Consider the following 14,917-nt stretch of genomic DNA (forward strand, 5'->3'; position numbering starts at 1 on the left):
GAGAAAGGCGAGGTCGGCTCGGTGAACGCCCTCAAGCGGACTTTGTCCGGGCGGTTCGCTGGAGTCATAAGGCCAGTATCGCGCCCGGAACATCAGCCGTCAGGCAGCGACCTTGTCGCGACAGGCACCTGCGGTTCCAGGCGATCCGTGGACGACAGGGGCCGGGTCGTCACGGCGTGGTCTGAGGCTCGGCCGGGTGAACCACCATCCGGTCTCCCACGAACCCGGTGAATTCCACGGGTTTCCCGGCCAAGTCCCAGCCCAGGATGTTGTCCTCGCCGGTGCTCGCCAGGATCTCGTGGACGACCGCGGACATCGGCCCAGGGTGTTCGTGCCAGTGGTCCCGGTCGTTGTAGGCGATCCGCCAGGTGTCCGGATCGGCCGCATCGGTGATCCACCAGAACGTTCCGCCCGCGTCGTTGCGTCCCCAGGGATAGAGCCCGCCGGGTTCGGGGAACAACCGATAGGACACGCCGGTGAGGTAGCCGGTGTCCTCGTCCGCGAAGATTTCCAGTAGCTGTTCGTTGTTCTGTTTGGTGCTCGCCAGTTCTCCGGCGCTTTGCCCAGGGTTGTCCACCTCGATGGACCCGCGGAAGGCACCGGACGGGAATCGGGTCAGCAATTCCTTGTAATCGGAGGGGAGCGGCGTGCCCAGCTCGCGTTCGACGGCCTCCCAGTCCAGTTCCGGCCGGAAATCTCCGGCCCTCCAGCCGACGAGGCGGGCGATCTCGTCGACGGAGGACGGTCGTCGTGGGTCTGTCATGGCTTCTGCTCCTGGTCGCGATCAGGCGGTCCGGAACGAGTCATGCCGCCCCTTGACGGCTCATCGACCGGAGGGGTCCAAGAGCAGCTTTCCAGAGGTGCGGCGTGACTCGATGTCCGCATGCGCTTGTGCGGCTTCACTCAGCGGGTAGCGCTTCGTGATCTCGACCTTCAAGTCGCCCTCGCTGAACTTCCGGAACAGGTCACGGGTGTGTTCGCGCAGCAGCTCCGGTGTGTGGACGTGGTCGGCGAACACGGCATAGGAGACCTTGACGCTCTTGGGCAGATCCGTCATCCGCAGCTGGGGGATGTCGCCGATCAGCGGGCCGTAGTAGACGAGTGTGCCCGCTCGTCGCAGCACTTCGATCGAGGAGTCGAAGGTGGCGGCACCGCCGCCGTCGAAGACCGCGTGCACCCCCTCGCCGCCGGTGAGCTCCTTGACCCGTTCGACGAAGGCGCCGCCGGTCGAGACGAGTACGTCGTCCGCGCCTGCCGCCAGGGCGACGGGAACCTTGTCCTCCCTGGACACCAGGCCGATCACGCGCGCTCCGCGCAGCTTGAGCAACTGGGTGACCATCCGGCCGACACCGCCGGCGGCGGAGTGGACCAACGCCACCTGGCCCTTGCCGAGCGGGGCGATCTCCGTCACGAAATGATGCGTGGTGAGGCCCTGCATCATCATCGCGGCGGCGACGTCGCCGGGCACGTCACCCGGAACCGGGACGACCTGATCGGCGGGGATCACCATGCGCTCGGCGTAGCTCCCGTAGGCGTAGACCCACGCGACGCGATCACCGACGGCGAGATCGGTGACCTCGTCGCCCACCGCGGCGATCGTGCCCGCTCCTTCGACCCCGGGGACGAACGGAAGTCCTTGGGGCAGGCCGTATCCGACCCGGGAGCCGGTGTCCATGAAATTGACACCGGCGAACTCGATGTCCACGAGTACGTCGCCCGGTCCCGGTACCGGATCCGGCTGGTCCCGCACCTTCAGCACCTCGGGGCCGCCGAACTCTTCCACCACTACAGCACGCATCGAAATCCCTTGTATCCGTTGTCACGCCGAGAAAAAACCTGGCCACCCGGTTGGCGGCCCTGTACTCGGACGAGCGTAGGAGCCATTTTTTGTACCTGCAAGTACAGAAAACAGGGGCTGCTTTTCGATGACGAAAAGGCGGTCATCCCGGCCGCCGGGCCAGCAGATCCGACACCGTGACGAACCGGTAGCCGAGCCCGCGCAGCCGCTCGACGAGGGGGACCACCGCCTGCCTGGTCGTGGCCCGGCTCTGGTACATCCCGTGCAGCAGGATGATCGAGCCGGGCCGGACTTGCTCGACCGTGTGCTCGACGATGCCGGAGGCGCCGGCGGCCACGTCCGGATAGGAGTCCGGTTCGACGTCCCACATGATCGTCCGGCGCTGATGTTCGGCGAGGTAGCGCGGCAGGGCCAGCAGCTTCTTGCCGTTGGGCGGGCGGAAGGTGATCTCGCCGCGATAGCCGGTCCGGCGGATCAGCGCGTCGGTGCGCTCGATCTCGGAGGCCACCGTCTCGGCGGACACGAAGACCATCCGCTCGTGGGAATAGGAGTGATTGCCGACCTCGTGGCCGGCGGCGGCGATCCGCGCGCCGAGGTCCGGGTTCCGTTCGAGTTCCCGGCCGGTCAGGTAGAAGGTGGCGGGCACTGCGGCGGCGGCCAGGCCGTCGAGAAGTCCCGCGGTGCCCGCGGGATCCGGCCCGTCGTCGAAAGTGAGCGCCACGATCTTGTCCGGCACGTCGACGCGGTGGGTGAGACCGCCGTAGAACTGGAAAGTCCGTGCGTTGACCAGCAGATCGAGGCCGTAGACCGACGCTGCCAGCACCATCGCGGTGATCAGGCCGAACACCAGGCCCTTGCGGGCACGTGGCGAGGTGGGGAGGAAACGCATCCGGCCAGCATGGTCACTCGCCCGACCCGGCGGAAGAGACCCGTGCCGACCGGCAGGACCGGACACTGCCGATCGGCACCGGCTTTCAGCGCAGGGCGTCCTCGACCAGCGCGACGGTCGCGCGCGGGTCGTCGACCTGGAGGACCAGTCGCGTGTAGCGCTCGTCGGCGAGTTCGAGCACGACGGCCTTCGACGCGTCCTTGACGTCCCAGAAGACCTTTTCGCCGTCGAGGTGGAACGTGCCCGCCGTGATCACGCCGGGCAGGTGGGTGCCCGGCGCGCGGATCCCCTTGGGACCGGCGGTGATGCCGGGATCCGCGGTCGCGCCGCGGACGTTGGCCAGCGGGATGGTCAGGCTGCTCTTCAAGGCCCAGAGCTTGTCGAGACCCTCGATCGTGACGACGAGATCGCCGCCGTCGATGGTGACCAGTGCCATGTCTTTTTCCTTGTCAGTCGAGGGGATCGAGATGTCGAGCCAGCGCGGTGCCGACGCCGTCGGGATCGCCGCGCAAGCGGATGCCCAGTGCGGCGGCGGTGAGAGCGGCGGCCAGGGCGGTGGAGATGCCGAGCGCGTCGGCGATCGCCTGGTCGACGGCGGCCAACGCCGCCGCCACCTCGGCGGCCACCTCTTCGTCGGCAGGTGCCCGTTCGGCCGCCGCGAGCAGCAGCAGACCGAGGTCGGCCGCCGTGACGAGCCGTAGCGCGGTCGCGGCGTCCGTTGCCGCGGCGAGCGCTTCGGCCAAGGGGCGGACGTCGTCGGCGAGGTGGCGGCGCAGGGCGATCAGGTAGAGGCCGCGTTTGCTGCCGAACGTCTTGTACAGGCTGTTGCGGTGCACCCCGAGGTGGACGACGAGTTCGTCGATGGACACTCCGTCGTACGCGCGGCCACCGAACAATTCGACGGCGGCGCGCACCACCTCGTCCTCGTCGAACGCCCTTCGCCTGCCCATGACACGACCATAGCCTTTTGAGGAACGATCAGTCAAGAACGACCGTTCCTCAAAAGTGGTGCTGTCTACTGTGGACTGATTCTGTTCCCTGGTGAGGGTCGAGCGATGCCGGTCTCGTGCGGCTTCGCCTCCAGCGCGGCGGCCACGAAAGACGCGACCAGTGGACGGCGGTCCTGTGCGTTCCAGGCGAGCACGAGGCGGCTGGGCGGCGCGTCGGCGACCGGGACGCACGCCACGCCTGCCTTCATCGGTTCGACCAGTGACCGGGGCAGGACGCCGACCATCCGGCCCACCTTGACCATGTCGACCAACTGGACCACGTCGGCGACCTCGGGTCCGGTTCCGTCACCACCGGGCACCCCTTTCCAGCGCGGCAGCGGCTCACCGTCCAAATCGGACATGCGTAGCGTGTCCCGGCCTGCCAGCCGATGCCCGGAGGGCAGGATGGCCACGCGGCTCTCGGTGTACAGCGTCTCGTGGGCCAGACCGCCGAGATCGTCGAAAGGCGCGTAGAGCAGTCCGACGTCCGCCCGGCCATCACGCAGGAAATCGGTGCGATCGGCAGGGCCGCTGAACAGGATGTCGACCCGGCGCGCGTTGGGCCGGTGGGCGTACCCGGCCAGGATCCCGGACAACAGGCCGGCGTCGCAGCCGGGCTTGAGCACGAGCCGCAGGTGGGCCTCGATGTCGCCGGCGCGGCGGGCGTTCCGGACCGCGGCACCGACCGCGTTGAGCGCGTGCCTGCCGTGTTCCCGCAACGACTCCCCGGCCGGGGTGAGCGACACCTGGCGGCTGGAGCGGACGAACAGCGGGACCCCGAGCCGTGCCTCGATCCGCCGGATCGCCTTCGACAGGGCGGGCTGGGCGATCGAGAGCCGGACGGCCGCCCGGCCGAAATGCAGTTCGTCGGCGACGGCGATGAAGTACTCGATCTCCCGCGTCTCCAGTTCGATCATGCCTCCAGGTTATCGATGAATGTCCGATCGGTCTTGGACGCCGCCCTCGTTCCCGGCCGAGAATCGAGACATGATAACGCATACGATGATTGTTTCCTTCGAACAAGCCCTCCCCGATGCCGAGCTCGACCAGTACCTCGCGGATATCGAACAGGCCATGAATGGCACCGGTTTGGCGCAGTCGATCGCGGTCCGGCGGCACGTTCCGGTCCCCGGCGAGGAGGCCATCACGGCGCTGATCGCCACCGCGATCGTGCAGGTCGTCGTGGCCGACACGGACACGCTGGCGAAGGCGTTCGCCGCGCCCGGACTGCACGAGGTGATCGGCCGCTGGCAGTCGCGGCACCCGTACCAGGTGGCCTGGGCGAACCACGAGCCGCTGTCGTGAGCGCCGTTTCCGGCAACCGCGGTCCGGTCACCGGCGCGGGCAGCGGGATCGGCCGGGCGGCGGCGATCGAGTTCGCCCGGCAAGGCGCGTCGGTCGCGGTGCTCGACCTCGACGAGGCCGCCGCGGCCGAGACCGCCGCCCTGATCGGCAAGGACGGCGGCGAAGCACTGGCCGCCGTGGTCGACATCGCGGACGAAGACTCCGTGCGAACGGCGGTCGAGCGCACGATCACGGCTTACGGCGGCCTCGACTTCGCGGTGAACAACGCCGGTCTGTCCTCGCGAGGGCCGCTCGACCAGATGACCCTGGACGAATTCGAGCGGGTGGTCCGCGTCAATCTGACGGGGACTTTCCTGTGCCTGAAACACGAACTGCCGGTGCTGGAGCGCGGCGGGGCGATCGTCAACGTCGCCTCCAACGGCGGCCTGGCGGCGATCCCCGGCGCGCCCGCCTACGTGGCCGCCAAACACGGCGTCGTGGGGTTGACCAAGGTCGCCGCGGTCGACTACGCCTCGCGCGGGATCCGGGTCAACGCGGTGTGCCCCGGCCCGACCCGCACTCCGGGGTTCGAGAAATGGGCGGCGGGCACGGACATCATCGCGAGGCAGGCGGCCATCACCCCGCTGGGCAGGCTGGCGACGGCGGAGGAAGCCGCCGCGGCGGCCGTGTGGCTCTGCTCGGACGCCGCGTCGTTCGTCACCGGGATCGCGTTGTCGGTCGACGGCGGGCGCCGCGCCTGAGGCGGCGACCGGATCGGCACTTTCGACCTGTGCCGGTCGGCCCGAGACGTCTCAGGAGACGAACGTTTCCGCAGGTCGAAGGCGTGTTTTTGTCCCAGCGTCCCAAATCCCCGTGAACCGCTTCCGCTCCCGGTGAGTCAAGGCGCAGGCTCGGGTTCGCCCATTCGGGCCGTAACGCGAAACGAGGGGAACATCATGAGGGTGATGCGAAAGATCGCCGTCGGACTGGCGGCTTCGGCCGTGTTGTTCGTCGTGCCGACGGCCGCGAACGCCGCCACGGCGAACCCGGCGCCGAGCCCGCCGGACGTGGGGATCATGGGGGAGTGCAGTCCGTATCCCTTGCTCTGCGGCGTGATCCGTAATCTGTCGAGTTCCAATCACGGATTGCGGATCACCAAGGCATGGGGTGACCGGCACGACTCCGGCAGCTGGACGACTTTGGCGCCCGGCAAGAATTCACGTGACTCCCACGTCAAGGACGCCGACGGCTACTGGGTGGCGCGGGGCTGCACCGCCAAGCAGGGCATCTTCGAGTACAAGGGTCCGCGCTGGGTGAAGGTCAGCAATCTGCCGCTCGGCACGGAGTGGAAGGTGAAGTACCGCTGCTGAACCGGGGGCCGAGGCCCGGCGGCGACCCGTGAGGTCGTCGCCGGGCACCGGCCGACGTGCTCGGAAGGTCAAGGGTCCCAGCGGATGCCGATCCGCCGGTTCACCGGGTATTGAATGATCCCGCCGGGACGTTCCCGGCAGTCAGGCGCCGGACGGCCGGCGGTCCTGGACGCGGCGGGCGACGGCGAGCGTGATCGGTGCCGCGAGCCAGCACAGGTAGGCGGTGGTGTCCTCGGTCAGGAACGCGACGGGAACGGACACCGCGAACACCGCGGCCAGGCAGATGCTGCGGGTCAGGCTCTGGGCGAACACGCGGGGCGGGTCGTCGGCCCGGTAGAGGTGTTCGCGCCGGATCTCCCGGATGATCAGCGCGAAGGACGCGGACGCCAGGACCTGCACGAGCGCGTACAGGCTGAAACGGGGCGGGAAGGCTCCCTCGGCGGTGAGCACCCGCGTCGCGAACGGCGTCAGGACCTGCATGAACAGCCAGATCAGGTTGAGGCTGATCAGACGGCCGCTCAGGGAGCGGACATGGGGGAAGATCTCGTGGTGGGCGCGCCAGTGGGCGGCGATCACCACGAAGCTGAGCGCGAAAGCGACGTACTCCTTGCCGTGGGCCGCCACCGAGCTCAGCATGGCTTCGGTGGTGTCGCCGTGGGGGATCGGGAGATCCAGGGCCAGCAAGGTGAGTGCGATCGCGATCACCGCGTCCGCGAAGATCGTGAGCCGCTCGGCGGCGGCCGCTCGTGCCTTCCCTGACGCGACGTCGGGCGTGTGACTGGTAGGCGTCGTCATGGCGAGGGCCGGCTCAGGCGACGACGGCCGCGGCCGGTCGTGAGGTGGTCTCGAAGCGCCGGGACCGCACGGCCAGGATGATCATGACCGCCGGGAGCAGGATGTCGGTGACGAGGACTCCGCCGGTGTTGCCGGGGGCGTGGTCACCGTTCGCGAACCACTGGTAGACGTGGCCGACCACGGCTCCCCAGAGGAACATCCCGCCGCCGAGACCGATGGTGATGCGCTCTCGCGCGGACGCCGAAGCGGCCCGGAAGCCCAAGACGGCCATGCCGAGGTTGGCGAAGGCGATCTCGAACAGGAAGGGCGTCCGGTCGAAGCCGATCGCCGTGGCCATGACGTCCGGGAAGGCCAGGAAGGCGACCGTCATCCAGAGGCTGCCGCAGCCGAAGGCGCCGATGGCCCACCAGCGCTGCCAGATTTCGAGTCGTTCCCGAGGGGAGTCGGCGTGGCGTGCCCGGATGGTGGCTCCGATGGCGGGCACGACGACCCAGACCAGGGGGAAGGCGGATTGGGCGAGGTAAGAGGAGTTGTCCATGACCTCAGTCTTAACTAGTTAATATTAACTTGTCAACACTCTGGTACGGTGGGGTCGTGGATGACGGACTCGCAGATTTGCTGCACCGCGTGGTCATGCTGATGGGTGAGGCGACCCGGCGGCGCACGGACGACCTCGGCGGGCTGACCTATGGCCAGATACGGCTCCTGGGCACGCTGGAGGAGATCGAACCGGCGACGCAGCATCGGCTCGCGCAGGCGATGTCGGTGTCGGATCCGGCGATCAGCCGGGCGCTGAGGCCGCTCGAAGCGGACGGTCTGGTGCGGATCGTCGTCGACCCCGAACACGCGCGACGGCGGCTTGTCCGCCTCACCGAGTCCGGACGGAAAGCCTTCCATGCGGCGGGGAAGCCGCTCTACGACGAGTTCCGCGCGGCGCTCGTCGCGGCCGGCTTCCCGTATGAGCGCTACCTCGAAGACACCCTGCGACTGGCCGAGATCCTCACGCCCGACTGAGCCCCGGCGGGGCGATTGCCTGATCGGCCCGCGTCGGCTGGCCGATCGTCCCCGAACGGCGCCGGATCCGGACAGGGGAGCGGCCCGGCTCGTAATTTGGTGCTTGTCGCACAAAAATCGGGCCGGGGAGGAAACCTGATGGTGCAGGGGATAGCGAGCCGGCCGCCGATGTCGCCGAGACGGGCGCGATTCGTGCGGAACTGGACCGGCAGGCTGGTCGCGTTCGGCGAGTTCATCGATGGCTACGACCTGCTCGTCATCGGTGCCGCCATCCTGTTCCTCAAGCCGTCGTTCCACTTCACCGCGTCCCAGGTCGGGCTGGTGACCGCGGCGGCGTTCGTGGGCACGGCGCTGGGCCTGGTCGTCTTCGGTGACCTGTCCGACCGGTTCGGCCGCCGGGTGATCTTCATGATCAACCTGGTGATCTTCGTGGTGGCCTCCCTCGCCGCCGCGTTCGTCCAGGACGTGTGGCAGCTGGTCGCGGCCAGGTTCGTGCTCGGTGTCGCGGTGGGCATGGACATCCCGACCTCGCACGCGTTCCTCACCGAGATCGCGCCCAAGTCCCGCCGGGGCCGGATCGCGGGCAGCCTGCCCAACATGATGTGGCTCAGTGGCGCCATCACCTCGGTGCTGCTCGCGCTGGCGCTCCAGCCGTTGTTCGGAAACGAGACCTGGCGGTGGCTGTTCGGCCTGGCCGCGCTGCCCGCGGCCGCGGTGCTGGTGGCGAGGCAGTTCCTGCCGGAATCGCCCCGGTGGCTGAGCGCGCGCGGTCGCGATGAGGAAGCACGGCGGATCTACGACGCACTCGGGCTGGAACCGCCGAAGCGCGAGGTTTCGGAGAAGCGGAGCTACCGGATGCTGCTGGCCGGTGGTGCTTGGCGGCGGCTGGCGACGGTCACGGCGTTCTTCGCCATCCAGGCCTTCGGCGGCGCTGTCGCGACCGTCGCGGGGCCGTTGATCATCAGCAGTACCGGCATCGGGGTTTCCAACACCCTGTACTTCTCCCTGCTGGGCTTCGTCGTGGGGCTGATCGCGGTGGTGGCGGGCGCCGCGGTCATCGACCGGATCAACCGGCGCTGGCTGGGCGTGTGGACCTGCCTCGGGGTGTTCGCCGCCGGGCTGGGGATAGCCTTCACCGGCGAGCGCGCCGGCGTCGGCCTGGTGGCCTTCTGGGTCGTGTACGCCATGCTGACCTGGTTCGGCCCGGGCGTGTTGTCCTGGGTGTGGAGCACCGAGGCGTTCCCCACTTCGTTGCGGGGACTGGGATCCGGTATCGCGCAGTGCGTGACCCGGCTCGCGATCGCGCTCAACGTGTTCCTGGCGCCCATGCTGGCGCAGAAGCACGGCATCACGGTCGTCGCGTGGTACGCCTGCGCGTTCCTGGTGAGCGCGGTGATCGTGCTGGTGTCGCCGTGGCTGGCGACCACCGGTGTCGAGCTCGAAGAGACCAACGGCGTCGAGTCCGGGAAGCCGGCGTGACGACGAACCCCGCCGGGCTCAGCGGAACCCGGCCGAGTCAGGCCCGGCAGGCCAACACGGCCGCCGTGCTCCAGTTGCTCGTCCAGCGCGGTCCGCTGGCGCGCGGCGACATCGCGAAGGAACTGTCTCTCAACCACGGCAGTGTCAGCAGGATCATCGAGCCTTTGCTGTCCGCCGGTGTCGTCCGCGAACTCGTCGGGCGATCCACCGGTACCCGGGTCGGCAGGCCCCGGGTGCCGGTGGAACTCGACTCGTCCAGCCGGTACGCGGTCGGCGTGCACCTCGGCCTCGAACGGACCACGCTCGGCCTGATCGACCTGTCCGGTCACTGCGTCAGGACGTACACCGAGAACCGCGATCCGGCGGACAGCGCCGCCACACTGCGGCACGCCGCGGAACTGGCGGCCGGGATGGCGGACTCCGCGCCGGGACCGGTGCTGGGCATCGGGGTCACCACCGGCGGTGAAGTGGATCGGGCGACCGGCCGGGTCGTGCGCAACGACGTGCTGGGCTGGGCCGACGTCCAGGTCGACGGCGTGTTGCGCGAGCGGACCGGGCTCGACGTCGTGGTGGACGGCAACGTGAGTGCCTTGCTGGGCGCCGAACTCACCTTCGGCGCGGGGCTGGGCCGGAACGACGTGTCGTACCTGTTCGTCGGCAACGTCGCGGAGACGGGGTTCCTCGGCAGGCCGGTGGGTACTTGCTCGAACGGCATCGTCCAGGGCGGTTTCGGCCGCCTCCTCGTACCCGAGCTCACCGGTGGCGGTCACGGGCGGTTCGGCGAGTGCGGCACGGACGTGGCGTTGCTCGCCGCCGCCCGGTCCGCCGGGGTCGCGGCGACCTCGCTGACGGAGCTGATCAGCCTGGCGGACACGGATCCGGCCGCGGCCGGGCTGCTCAAGGCGCGCAGCGCCCAGGTGGCTCTGGTGGCCGACACGGTGTACGACCTGATGCGGCCGGACCTGATCATCCTCGGCGGCAGCGGTGCGCCGTCGGACCGCTGGCTCGACGCGGTGCGCGATCGCGTCGAGTCGGCTCCGCCGCAGGCGTTGGTCCGGCCGCTGTCACCGGGAAATCCGTTGGTCGTCGCGGCGGCGGGACTCGTCGTGCGCGCTTTCTTCACCAGTGGGGAGCGGTCATGAGCGGTGTGGTGGTGCTCGGCGGCGCGGGTGGGATCGGCTCGGCCGTGGTACGCGCGCTGCTGGCGGAGGGACGGCCGGTGGCGATGGTGGACATCGCGCCCCCGCCGCCGGATCTGGCCGGTGTGCCGTGGATCCGCGGCGGCGCGACCGATCCGGCCGTGATCGGTGCCGCGTTCGACGCGCTCGGCGGGGTGACCGGGCTGGTGCACTGCCTGCTGAGCGAGCATCGCGCTCCCTTCGCCGAGCAGACGACGGACGCGCTGCGCACGGTGCTCGACATCGGCGCGGTGTCCGCGTTGGAGCCGCTGCAGCAGCTGGCCGCCCGCGCCGGGGGGAAGCGGTGTGCCGCGGTGCTGGTCAGTTCGATCCACGCGGGCTTGGCCTGGGGCGGACAGGCGCCGTACGCGATGGCCAAGGCCGCGCTGGAGGCACTCGGCCGCGCGGCCGCCGTGGAACTCGGACCGCTTGGGGTGCGCTGCAACGTCGTCCGGCCGGGGTTCGTGATGGTGCCGCGCAACGCGCGTCGGTGGCGGGACGCGGACACCCGTGAAGCGTTGACCGGGCTGCAGCCACTCGGCGAGCTCGCCGGACCCGACGACGTCGCGGGCGTGATCGCCTTCCTCCTCGGCGATCAGGCCGGGTTCGTGTCCGGTGAGACCGTCACCGTGGACGGCGCGATGACCGCCGCGCTGCCCGAGCCGCCGCCGTGATCCCGCACGAGCTCAGTCGATGAGGACGTTCTTGTAGAACAGGTTCGCGTAGCGGTTGATGTTCCCCATGCTGCTGCGCGAACCGAAACCCAGGTACAGCCGCGTTTCCCCGGCCAGGCTCCGGTAGATCCCGAGGCCTTCCGGCTCGCGGTACACGAGCGACTTCCCCGCCTTGGTCAGCGCGCGGCTCTTCACCTTGCCGGTGTTCATGTCGATGCAGGTGACGTAGGAGTCGATGTCGGCGGGGTTCTCGTGGCCGTTACCGTCCAATGTGTACAGATATTGGCCGTAGATGGTGTATCCCTGGAACGTGACCGTCTTGTCGGACAGCGCGGGCTGCGCGAAGTGCGCGAGCGGCGAGCCGAAGTCACCGGCGGCGGCCGAAGCGAGCGGGTAGACGCTGATGAACATCTTGCCGTTTTCCTTGCGGCGCACCGCGATCCGCTTGTTGATCGGATCGGTGGCGCAGGTGATCGTATCGCTGCCGGTGAGGAACTTCTTCACCGACGGCGTGCCGCCGTTGACGAACTTGAACCTGGCCAGCGCCGTTCCGCGACCGTCGCCGGTGGGGCCGTTCGAATCGCATTCCATCCAGATGTAGGAGTCGGTGCCCACCGGTTCGACGCCGATCGACACACCGTGCCCGGCGTTGTTCAGATGCATCGAGCCCAGGATCTCGCCGGAGAAGTTGACCTGCGTGACGCAGAGGTCGTCCCCGGTCCCGCCGTTGCGGGCGTTCACGATGAAGATGCGCACGTTCTGGTTGTCGAAGGCGAAGCCCTGCATCACGTGGTGCGACTCGTGCAGGATCTTGCTGCGGAACTCGTCGTAGGACGGCTCGGTGAGGTCGAAACGCTTGGACACCGGCATCGCGGCGGAAGCCGGTGTCGCGAACACCGCACCGGCGCCGAGCAACGCCGTCGTCGCGACGAGACCACCGCCGGTACGCAGCAGCGAACGCCGGGAGAACGGCGATCCGACGGGATTCGGGCGTACTGGCTCGGACATGAGGACTCGCCTTCGTCGAGTTTCACGGTCCGATCGAAAATTCTTCAAGCCCGTACAAGAACCGTACAAAGGCGCGCTTGTGACCGTGTAGACGTGTCAGCCCGGCCGAGGTTGCTTCCGGCTGATCAATCTCACCTCGGCGCATGTCCCGTTCGCACGGTGGGCATTTCCGTGGCGAGAGCGATTACGGCAGAAGGGGAAGAACGATGACCACTCGCAAGAACATCCGCCGGAGCGCCGCGGTCCTGCTGGTCGCCGGAGCGGCGGCCGGGGCCACCGCCTTGACCGCCGGTACCGCCGGCGCGATGCCCACCGACTTCCACTGCACGTCCGGTCAGGTCACCAGCCGGCTCGTCTACGGCGGGGCGGGCGCGGGCGGACGGGACGCGGCCATCCAGTTCACCGCGAAGCAGGGCGAAACCTGCACCCTGCCGGGCACGTTGCCCATCGACCTCGTCGGGGCCCGCGACGTGGTGCTCTCCTCCGACGCCGCGCCGGACGCCCCGTCGGTGGAGATCAGCGACGGCTCCTCGGCCTACATCCCGTTGCACTGGACCGCGATCGGCGCGCCGCAGCAGGAGACACCGCTGGCGCTCACGGTCACCGCGCCGCAGGAGACCAGCCCGCGCGGCGACACCAGTGATCCGCGGATCACTCTGCCCTGGGACTTCGGCGCGGTGAACGCCGCTCCCGAGAGCCACACCATCCGCACGGGGGCGGTGACGGCGGGAACCGCGCCCACCGTGTGAACGCGTCTGTCCGGATTCGCCGGGGCCGAGCCCAGTGCTCGGCCCCGGCTCTTGTGCGCAGGGGCGGGGTTACCGCTGACGGCATGCTCCGCCGGAACGACCTGATCGGCGAAGCGGACGCGGCTCGGCTGGAGGCATGGGTCCATGGCTCTGGACGGCGATGTTTCGCCGTGTCCGATATCTAGACGCTGATGTTCGGCTATCGTACGCTGGCCAGTCGTCGGACCGAGGAGGAGCGAAAATGCCCGACCTGCCCACCCCGGACGACACGGCCGTCGCGAAGCCCGGGGGAGCGGTGAGCCGCTCGGCGTTCCGGCGTGTGCTGGCGGGCAGTACCGCGGGCGCCGTGCTGGAGTGGTACGACTTCGCCCTCTACGGCATCCTCGCCGCGACCGTTCTCGGACCGCTGTTCTTCCCCGGCGGAAACGCCGTCGCCCAGTTGCTGCTGGCCCTGGCCACGCAGGGGCTCGGATTCGTCGCGCGTCCGATCGGCGGCGTCGTCTTCGGGCATCTCGGTGACCGCGTCGGCCGCAAACCCATGCTGGTCGTGACGTTCCTGCTGCTCGGCCTGTCCACCTCGGCCATCGGGCTGCTGCCCACATACGCGCAGGCGGGGATCGGGGCGACGATCTCGCTCGTCATCCTGCGCCTGGTCCAGGGCTTCGCGCTCGGTGGCGAGTTCGGCGCGGCGGTGCTGATGGTCAGCGAGTACGGGAGTCCCCGCCGCCGGGGGTTCTGGTCCGCCTGGCCGCAGGCGGGTGCCCCGCTCGGAACCGTGCTGGCGACCGGGGTGGTGGGCGTGCTGACGCTCGTGCTGTCCGGCGGACAGTTCGCGCAGTGGGGCTGGCGCATCGGGTTCCTGCTCGCCGTTCCCCTGCTGATCGTCGGCTTCTGGATCCGTCGCCGCATCGACGAATCGCCCGTGTTCCAGCAGGCGCGTTCGCGCGCCACCGCGTCCGCGCAGGCGCGGTCCAGTGTCCTCGAAACCCTCGCCCACCCCGGGCCGGTCCTGCGCGGCCTCGGCGTGCGGCTGGGTGAGAACGTCGCGTTCTACGTGTACACCGTCTTCGTGGTGGCTTATGCCACGACTTCGTTCGGGTACACCAAATCCGACGTCCTCCTCGCGGTGACCGTCGGCTCGTTGCTGCAGTTCGCGGGGATGCTGGCCGGAGGGCATTGGTCCGATCTGGTCGGGCGGCGGATCGCGATGCTCGTACCGGCGGCGGGCCTGGCGATCTGGGCGCCGTTGTTCTTCGTCATGGTCAGCTCGGAGAGCCTGCCGCTGCTCTACGTCGGGGTGGGCGTCGGCGCGGCCTTGCACGGTCTTCTCGCCGGTCCCGAGGCGGCCTGGATCGCCGAACTCTTCCCGACTCGACGTCGCTTCGCCGGGGCTTCCCTGGTCTTCCAGGGTTCGTCGATCATCGCCGGCGCGCCGGCACCCCTCATCGCCGTCTGGCTCGTCAAGAACCACGGGACCACCGCCGTCGTGCTGTACCTCGTCGCCACCATCGCGGTCACCCTCGTGGCCTTGCTCTTCAGCGCCGAAACCAAGGGGACCGATCTCGACGCCGAGCGGGCTCAGTAACAGGTACGGCAAACGGGTCGTGTCAGGTCCCAAGTCCGTGAAGGCCTCCTTGAGGGACCCAGGGGACCACGAAGCGGCGCTCACGGAACTGGGACCGGGGTGGGC

18 protein-coding genes are annotated in these 14,917 nt (G+C 69.1%); 9 read left to right on the plus strand and 9 right to left on the minus strand.

Annotated elements, in window-relative coordinates; all coding sequences use genetic code 11:
• Positions 1-169 precede the first annotated feature (169 nt).
• The 6 genes from AB0N89_RS39575 to AB0N89_RS39600 all read right to left on the minus strand — a co-directional run bounded on the left by AB0N89_RS39575 (position 170) and on the right by AB0N89_RS39600 (position 4,593).
• Complete coding sequence (locus AB0N89_RS39575) at positions 170-763, minus strand: SMI1/KNR4 family protein (RefSeq protein WP_364216398.1); 594 nt, start codon at positions 761-763, stop codon at positions 170-172.
• A gap of 60 nt (positions 764-823) precedes the next feature.
• Positions 824-1,798, minus strand: a complete 975-nt coding sequence (locus tag AB0N89_RS39580) for a quinone oxidoreductase (RefSeq protein WP_364216401.1) — start codon at positions 1,796-1,798, stop codon at positions 824-826.
• A 142-nt stretch (positions 1,799-1,940) separates the two neighbouring features.
• Entirely contained in the window at positions 1,941-2,687 is a 747-nt protein-coding gene (locus tag AB0N89_RS39585; RefSeq protein ID WP_364216404.1) for a polysaccharide deacetylase family protein, read from the minus strand.
• 85 nt (positions 2,688-2,772) lie between these two features.
• Positions 2,773-3,123, minus strand: a complete 351-nt coding sequence (locus AB0N89_RS39590; RefSeq protein ID WP_364216407.1) for a hypothetical protein — start codon at positions 3,121-3,123, stop codon at positions 2,773-2,775.
• Between the two features lie 13 nt (positions 3,124-3,136).
• Complete coding sequence (locus AB0N89_RS39595; protein WP_364216410.1) at positions 3,137-3,637, minus strand: helix-turn-helix domain-containing protein; 501 nt, start codon at positions 3,635-3,637, stop codon at positions 3,137-3,139.
• A 65-nt stretch (positions 3,638-3,702) separates the two neighbouring features.
• Positions 3,703-4,593 (minus strand): LysR family transcriptional regulator, encoded by an 891-nt coding sequence (locus tag AB0N89_RS39600; RefSeq protein ID WP_364216413.1) that lies wholly within the window; start codon positions 4,591-4,593, stop codon positions 3,703-3,705.
• Between the two features lie 85 nt (positions 4,594-4,678).
• On the opposite strand from AB0N89_RS39600, the gene AB0N89_RS39605 reads away from it, so the two are divergent.
• The 3 genes from AB0N89_RS39605 (at position 4,679) to AB0N89_RS39615 (ending at position 6,330) form a co-directional block, all read left to right on the plus strand.
• Positions 4,679-4,981 carry a hypothetical protein gene (locus AB0N89_RS39605; RefSeq protein WP_364216416.1) on the plus strand — a complete coding sequence of 101 codons (303 nt, stop codon included), beginning with the start codon at positions 4,679-4,681 and terminating at the stop codon, positions 4,979-4,981.
• On the plus strand, positions 4,978-5,721 hold the full coding sequence (locus AB0N89_RS39610) for an SDR family oxidoreductase (RefSeq protein WP_364216419.1): 744 nt from the start codon (positions 4,978-4,980) through the stop codon (positions 5,719-5,721). Before AB0N89_RS39605 ends, AB0N89_RS39610 begins: the two co-directional genes overlap by 4 nt.
• A 204-nt stretch (positions 5,722-5,925) precedes the next feature.
• Entirely contained in the window at positions 5,926-6,330 is a 405-nt protein-coding gene (locus AB0N89_RS39615; protein WP_364216422.1) for a hypothetical protein, read from the plus strand.
• 141 nt (positions 6,331-6,471) lie between these two features.
• On the opposite strand, the gene AB0N89_RS39620 is transcribed toward AB0N89_RS39615, so the two are convergent.
• Complete coding sequence (locus AB0N89_RS39620) at positions 6,472-7,125, minus strand: TMEM175 family protein (RefSeq protein WP_364216425.1); 654 nt, start codon at positions 7,123-7,125, stop codon at positions 6,472-6,474.
• Positions 7,126-7,138: 13 nt separating this feature from the next.
• Complete coding sequence (locus tag AB0N89_RS39625) at positions 7,139-7,663, minus strand: DUF6790 family protein (protein WP_364216428.1); 525 nt, start codon at positions 7,661-7,663, stop codon at positions 7,139-7,141.
• A 56-nt stretch (positions 7,664-7,719) separates the two neighbouring features.
• Between AB0N89_RS39625 and AB0N89_RS39630 the strand changes: the two genes are divergently transcribed.
• The 4 genes from AB0N89_RS39630 (at position 7,720) to AB0N89_RS39645 (ending at position 11,470) form a co-directional block, all read left to right on the plus strand.
• Positions 7,720-8,139 (plus strand): MarR family transcriptional regulator, encoded by a 420-nt coding sequence (locus tag AB0N89_RS39630; RefSeq protein WP_364216430.1) that lies wholly within the window; start codon positions 7,720-7,722, stop codon positions 8,137-8,139.
• A 138-nt stretch (positions 8,140-8,277) separates the two neighbouring features.
• Complete coding sequence (locus AB0N89_RS39635; protein WP_364216433.1) at positions 8,278-9,618, plus strand: MFS transporter; 1,341 nt, start codon at positions 8,278-8,280, stop codon at positions 9,616-9,618.
• Positions 9,615-10,760 (plus strand): ROK family transcriptional regulator, encoded by a 1,146-nt coding sequence (locus AB0N89_RS39640; RefSeq protein WP_364216436.1) that lies wholly within the window; start codon positions 9,615-9,617, stop codon positions 10,758-10,760. The genes AB0N89_RS39635 and AB0N89_RS39640 overlap by 4 nt, the downstream gene beginning before the upstream one ends.
• Entirely contained in the window at positions 10,757-11,470 is a 714-nt protein-coding gene (locus tag AB0N89_RS39645) for an SDR family oxidoreductase (RefSeq protein WP_364216439.1), read from the plus strand. The genes AB0N89_RS39640 and AB0N89_RS39645 overlap by 4 nt, the downstream gene beginning before the upstream one ends.
• Before the next feature lie 12 nt (positions 11,471-11,482).
• On the opposite strand, the gene AB0N89_RS39650 is transcribed toward AB0N89_RS39645, so the two are convergent.
• Positions 11,483-12,478, minus strand: a complete 996-nt coding sequence (locus tag AB0N89_RS39650) for a teichoic acid biosynthesis protein C (protein WP_364216442.1) — start codon at positions 12,476-12,478, stop codon at positions 11,483-11,485.
• Positions 12,479-12,684: 206 nt separating this feature from the next.
• On the opposite strand from AB0N89_RS39650, the gene AB0N89_RS39655 reads away from it, so the two are divergent.
• On the plus strand, positions 12,685-13,227 hold the full coding sequence (locus tag AB0N89_RS39655) for a DUF4232 domain-containing protein (RefSeq protein ID WP_364216445.1): 543 nt from the start codon (positions 12,685-12,687) through the stop codon (positions 13,225-13,227).
• Between the two features lie 241 nt (positions 13,228-13,468).
• Positions 13,469-14,812 carry an MFS transporter gene (locus AB0N89_RS39660; RefSeq protein WP_364216448.1) on the plus strand — a complete coding sequence of 448 codons (1,344 nt, stop codon included), beginning with the start codon at positions 13,469-13,471 and terminating at the stop codon, positions 14,810-14,812.
• Positions 14,813-14,917: the final 105 nt, after the last annotated feature.

Source organism: Amycolatopsis sp. NPDC089917, assembly GCF_040684635.1.
Lineage (GTDB): Bacteria > Actinomycetota > Actinomycetes > Mycobacteriales > Pseudonocardiaceae > Amycolatopsis.

Excerpts from the sequence above, each read along its gene's own strand:
- AB0N89_RS39575 (WP_364216398.1), bottom strand. The coding sequence starts at position 763 with ATGACAGACCCACGACGACCGTCCTCCGTCGACGAGATCGCCCGCCTC.
- AB0N89_RS39580 (WP_364216401.1), bottom strand. The coding sequence starts at position 1,798 with ATGCGTGCTGTAGTGGTGGAAGAGTTCGGCGGCCCCGAGGTGCTGAAG.
- AB0N89_RS39585 (WP_364216404.1), bottom strand. The coding sequence starts at position 2,687 with ATGCGTTTCCTCCCCACCTCGCCACGTGCCCGCAAGGGCCTGGTGTTC.
- AB0N89_RS39590 (WP_364216407.1), bottom strand. The coding sequence starts at position 3,123 with ATGGCACTGGTCACCATCGACGGCGGCGATCTCGTCGTCACGATCGAG.
- AB0N89_RS39595 (WP_364216410.1), bottom strand. The coding sequence starts at position 3,637 with ATGGGCAGGCGAAGGGCGTTCGACGAGGACGAGGTGGTGCGCGCCGCC.
- AB0N89_RS39600 (WP_364216413.1), bottom strand. The coding sequence starts at position 4,593 with ATGATCGAACTGGAGACGCGGGAGATCGAGTACTTCATCGCCGTCGCC.
- AB0N89_RS39605 (WP_364216416.1), top strand. The coding sequence starts at position 4,679 with ATGATTGTTTCCTTCGAACAAGCCCTCCCCGATGCCGAGCTCGACCAG.
- AB0N89_RS39615 (WP_364216422.1), top strand. The coding sequence starts at position 5,926 with ATGCGAAAGATCGCCGTCGGACTGGCGGCTTCGGCCGTGTTGTTCGTC.
- AB0N89_RS39620 (WP_364216425.1), bottom strand. The coding sequence starts at position 7,125 with ATGACGACGCCTACCAGTCACACGCCCGACGTCGCGTCAGGGAAGGCA.
- AB0N89_RS39625 (WP_364216428.1), bottom strand. The coding sequence starts at position 7,663 with ATGGACAACTCCTCTTACCTCGCCCAATCCGCCTTCCCCCTGGTCTGG.
- AB0N89_RS39635 (WP_364216433.1), top strand. The coding sequence starts at position 8,278 with ATGGTGCAGGGGATAGCGAGCCGGCCGCCGATGTCGCCGAGACGGGCG.
- AB0N89_RS39645 (WP_364216439.1), top strand. The coding sequence starts at position 10,757 with ATGAGCGGTGTGGTGGTGCTCGGCGGCGCGGGTGGGATCGGCTCGGCC.
- AB0N89_RS39650 (WP_364216442.1), bottom strand. The coding sequence starts at position 12,478 with ATGTCCGAGCCAGTACGCCCGAATCCCGTCGGATCGCCGTTCTCCCGG.
- AB0N89_RS39655 (WP_364216445.1), top strand. The coding sequence starts at position 12,685 with ATGACCACTCGCAAGAACATCCGCCGGAGCGCCGCGGTCCTGCTGGTC.
- AB0N89_RS39660 (WP_364216448.1), top strand. The coding sequence starts at position 13,469 with ATGCCCGACCTGCCCACCCCGGACGACACGGCCGTCGCGAAGCCCGGG.